The sequence below is a fragment of the Yersinia sp. J1 genome, assembly GCF_050586585.1.
Classification (GTDB): Bacteria; Pseudomonadota; Gammaproteobacteria; order Enterobacterales; family Enterobacteriaceae; genus Yersinia; species Yersinia entomophaga.
On the sequence record NZ_JBOBDP010000034.1, the window covers coordinates 1 to 3,780 of the forward strand.

Below are 3,780 nucleotides of genomic sequence, written 5' to 3' on the forward strand. Positions count from 1 at the left end.
AGCGCTACGAGAATACGCTGGGTACATGACGGGCCAATCCATATTGGTTAACAGACGGTCACGGCGAATGGTATTCACCGCACCAAAGCGGAATCGAGCTGGGTCATATTTCTTATCCTTCAGTGAATTACCTAACAAGCTCAAGGCGCAGTAATGCGCGTATCGTCTAGAATTACTGCAGTAATATGTGTATGAAATTTGATTGAATGCCAAAAAAACGTCTTTTCATTGAGGATGATTAGCCTAGGCAGTTGTATAAGTGGCTTCACTTCTCTCATGATTCAGTGAACCAACTTGTTTCCTACCTCAATATAGTGATTGATTTGCTTAGCCAACATCCCCCAAGGAACGAAACATGTTACGAGGTTCTGAAAAAAAGAAACGCTGAAAAGTTTAGATCGCGTACGCCAGTACTACGAATCACAAGTTGAAGCCACCCAAACAGAGGTTAACAATCTCAATCTGCTACGTCAGAAATGCAGCAAGACCTTAATGGCTCATATTAAAATCTGTGTTAACGATCTGACAAATATGCCAAAAACATTCCACAAGTCATGGAATGAATTCAAATAGGCAATCTCTATATTCGACAATACTGAGGAAAAAATCGAAACCGAATATCGTAACACCCATATTGAACCAGAAAGAGTTAGATATTAATATTTGAACTCATCATGCACCAGCCTTCAAAGACTCTATTCTATTAATTAGTAATTCAATATCATCATAGATGAATTTAGAATAGAATATCCTTCTGGGATAATTCTTCAATTCTGCATGAGCCACGTTCTCAACTGGAGATGATATTTGCCACAAGATATTACCCTCACCAGACTCATCCCTGAAAGAAAAAACAGTGAAATCATCAAGAAAAGTACCAAAACTTACAGAGTAGCTTCTCGCTAAATCACTTAAATCGTTCTTTTCATCGTCATAAAAATCATCATCGGATATACACAACGCTTCATTTAACTTACAAAATATCGCCTCTTGAGATTCACCCCCCAAAATAGGTTGTAACCTTTCCTTTTTCATTATATCCATAAGACCGCCAACCAAGTAACCATCAAGATATATTAACTCTGACAATGCGCCTAAACTATTACCCTCAAACCATAATCTGGCATACCCCATAAATAATTTTGAATCAGAAATGTCATATTCAATTCCAACAGTCGATTTTGTTCCTATCATATTAGGCATACTCAACATCCCTTCATATTTCTTGCGTACTTAGGTACGTTTTTCTTATCTATGGCACGAGGGTTTCCGCGTATATCTACACCATCGGTTGAACCATTCCAATGGAAGGCACCTGAACCATCAGCAGCACTACTTTGGAACCTATGCCAATTAGCTTTCTTCCCCTCACCTACTTTTGTCCAACTTGTTTTAGGATCATTAGGATCTAGCTGGCTTTGTCTAAACAGCTCCTCATGATTCGAAGGCAATACACTTTTCGATGAATTTTGCCCAGAATAAACGGGACGGCTACAGCGATGGTCAGCCGGTGGATATTCCGCATGGGCGATGGGTGGATTTGCGGTTGGAGATGCCAGTGGGTGAAATCGAGGGTTCAGAATAGGCTCATATGATACGTAAAGGGCAACTTCAGCACCCTGCCGGAGAGCATCTATCACCGGCAGAACAATTTTATTTGTTGGCCGCCTAAAAAACAGGCAACACAATTTTTGCCGACACAGCAATGTTAATGCGACACAACCTTTTCATTGTCAGTTAATGTGAGCTCAAATTTGCGCTGATTGCGAGCCCGACCGTTTTCGATTGCAAGCCGTTACACCTAAGCATGATTCTTGGCTTCTTATCCCACCCCCAAAACTCGCTAGTCGCCATTGAATAAACCAATATATTTTAGCCCATTATACTGATCTTTAATTGGTCGTTTTATCACTAAGTTGGGATCTTGATACCAAAATATTGCATTAGCTTTTTTAATACCCAAATTATCACATTCACTTTTTACTAATGATAATTCATCCTGATCAACAGCAGCATCGAGTAGTATCTCATCTAAAGACACTTCTTGCTTATGTCTAGGTATCATGCCAATGAAGTCATCATCATACCATTGGATGCCGATGTCTTTGCAAAACGCACACTGCCTATAATTAGGGTTATTAAAGTCTCCCTCAACAGAATAATCCAACTCAAAGTATTCCATGTATTCCTCTTCTGAGGAGAAATTAGTTCCAATCCAAACGTGTACTTTATTTTCCATATTTAACACCTGCTTAGTTTCATGTGACCTTTATGATGTCTAGCTATTATCTTCTTAGCATCAGCTTTAGACGTTGCACCTTCTAAATCAGCAATTAACTTATTATGGAAATGTCTACCAGACCGGCTACCATGGTGCCCTCCATCCGGCACAGGAAGTCCTTTAGAATCAGTTACATTAGTGAATGTGATTCTATCCGTGTTTACAGCGTATTTTTTTAACTCCTCAGCGCTAAAACCTAACTCTTTGGCTTTAGCTGCTAACGAAACAGGGAATAATTCATGTTTTCCGCCGCTTCCCCTTAAGGCCGATGATACTGACGCTTTATTGTCTATAACATCTTGAACTGAATCAGCATTAAACCATTCGTTAAACTTACCGAATCCCCAAGGAGTCAACCCCGCGGATCCGTTCAAGTTAACAGAGCATTCACATACTTATAAATTCATTTCGTCCGCGAACAAGATAATGATTCGGGCGAAGCAGAGGGAATAGAAGACCGCTGTTCGAGATGCGAACTAATGTCAATATCACCATGATTTCATATCATTTATAGAGCTAACTTCTAAAAATTCGATACCATAATTCAATGCGCAATTCTTTAAAGAAGATACTAGTTCTCTATCAAACAATATAAAACTGTCCCCTGCTTCTGGCATGTAATGGTGATATATAAAAAAACCACAACCAAAACTTATTATTTTTTTTATAACATCACTTTCGTATCCATGATTGTTGGATAGATTTGAAATCAGAGGCTTTGCAGGTGGCGGGTCTAAACTAAGCGATTTTCTCATTTTTATTTCATTTTTCTTTTCAATTATTTGATATTTATCTAATTCCACACTTAAGTGCTCAATTTTTTCATTACTACCATATAGATAAGCACCTTTATTTTTGACATTTCCCACACTAATTAATTTCACATTTGTTGAATTATCTGCATTTTTATAGAAATACATATTAGGGAATGTATCATTAATGATTTTCAAAGAAGTACTAGTAGTAAATCCATAAGGCCCGTAGTTATTGATATCAACATCATATTGATAACACAAGCAATAAGCTATTGAGTCAAGATCAGAGCTTATTACTCTATTCCAATCAGGAACCGGAAATTTTATTAATCGCTCTTTGATTACCATGTAAATATAACCTCTTCGCCTTTAGTGTTAATTGAATGAATATGTGCGGAGTCATGGTGTTTAGGTATATTTGGCATGCCAGCGTCAGGATGTCCATCGGGATGTTCAAACCATTGGTTTTTTCCATTAGGATTCCGGCGACCTAATTTTTGAGCACCATCAGCTTTCATCTTTCCCCATTTATCCCCACGGCTAGTTGGATTTAAATCATTCAAGCTAATGTCTTGACCGCCGCGAGAAACCCTCGGAACTTGTGCATGATTTTGAGCTTGCCTTAAAGCATCATTTCGACTTTTAGCCTTTATGACTCTACAACTTGCCAAGCCCCAAGGGTCGATCCAACTCAGCGGATTCGGCGCATATTGATATAAATTCAGTCCGCCCAGTAACCCGATC

General features: G+C 38.7%; 5 protein-coding genes and 2 pseudogenes. 2 read left to right on the forward strand and 5 right to left on the reverse strand.

Annotated features, from left to right (window positions below; genetic code table 11):
- Positions 1-672: 672 nt before the first annotated feature.
- Positions 673-1,203 (reverse strand): hypothetical protein, encoded by a 531-nt coding sequence (locus tag ACQ4OC_RS19320; RefSeq protein WP_064515830.1) that lies wholly within the window; start codon positions 1,201-1,203, stop codon positions 673-675.
- A 259-nt stretch (positions 1,204-1,462) separates the two neighbouring features.
- Between ACQ4OC_RS19320 and ACQ4OC_RS19325 the strand changes: the two genes are divergently transcribed.
- Both ACQ4OC_RS19325 and ACQ4OC_RS19330 read left to right on the forward strand, forming a co-directional pair.
- Positions 1,463-1,585: a hypothetical protein gene (locus ACQ4OC_RS19325; RefSeq protein WP_256966713.1), complete on the forward strand. Its 123-nt coding sequence runs from the start codon at positions 1,463-1,465 to the stop codon at positions 1,583-1,585.
- 3 nt (positions 1,586-1,588) lie between these two features.
- Positions 1,589-1,672 (forward strand): annotated as a pseudogene (locus ACQ4OC_RS19330) (IS6 family transposase); the annotation flags it as partial.
- A gap of 171 nt (positions 1,673-1,843) precedes the next feature.
- Here the strand turns inward: ACQ4OC_RS19330 and ACQ4OC_RS19335 are convergent.
- From ACQ4OC_RS19335 to ACQ4OC_RS19350, 4 genes and pseudogenes are all read right to left on the reverse strand, one after another.
- Positions 1,844-2,239, reverse strand: a complete 396-nt coding sequence (locus ACQ4OC_RS19335) for an immunity 22 family protein (protein ID WP_064515833.1) — start codon at positions 2,237-2,239, stop codon at positions 1,844-1,846.
- A gap of 2 nt (positions 2,240-2,241) precedes the next feature.
- Complete coding sequence (locus ACQ4OC_RS19340; protein WP_064515836.1) at positions 2,242-2,637, reverse strand: hypothetical protein; 396 nt, start codon at positions 2,635-2,637, stop codon at positions 2,242-2,244.
- 132 nt (positions 2,638-2,769) lie between these two features.
- Positions 2,770-3,384 carry a hypothetical protein gene (locus tag ACQ4OC_RS19345; RefSeq protein WP_064515839.1) on the reverse strand — a complete coding sequence of 205 codons (615 nt, stop codon included), beginning with the start codon at positions 3,382-3,384 and terminating at the stop codon, positions 2,770-2,772.
- Positions 3,378-3,780, reverse strand: a pseudogene (locus ACQ4OC_RS19350) (hypothetical protein); the annotation flags it as partial. The gene ACQ4OC_RS19345 and the pseudogene ACQ4OC_RS19350, both read right to left, overlap by 7 nt.

Coding starts and splice junctions, on each gene's coding strand:
- ACQ4OC_RS19320 (WP_064515830.1), bottom strand. CDS start 1,203: ATGCCTAATATGATAGGAACAAAATCGACTGTTGGAATTGAATATGAC.
- ACQ4OC_RS19325 (WP_256966713.1), top strand. CDS start 1,463: ATGAATTTTGCCCAGAATAAACGGGACGGCTACAGCGATGGTCAGCCG.
- ACQ4OC_RS19335 (WP_064515833.1), bottom strand. CDS start 2,239: ATGGAAAATAAAGTACACGTTTGGATTGGAACTAATTTCTCCTCAGAA.
- ACQ4OC_RS19345 (WP_064515839.1), bottom strand. CDS start 3,384: ATGGTAATCAAAGAGCGATTAATAAAATTTCCGGTTCCTGATTGGAAT.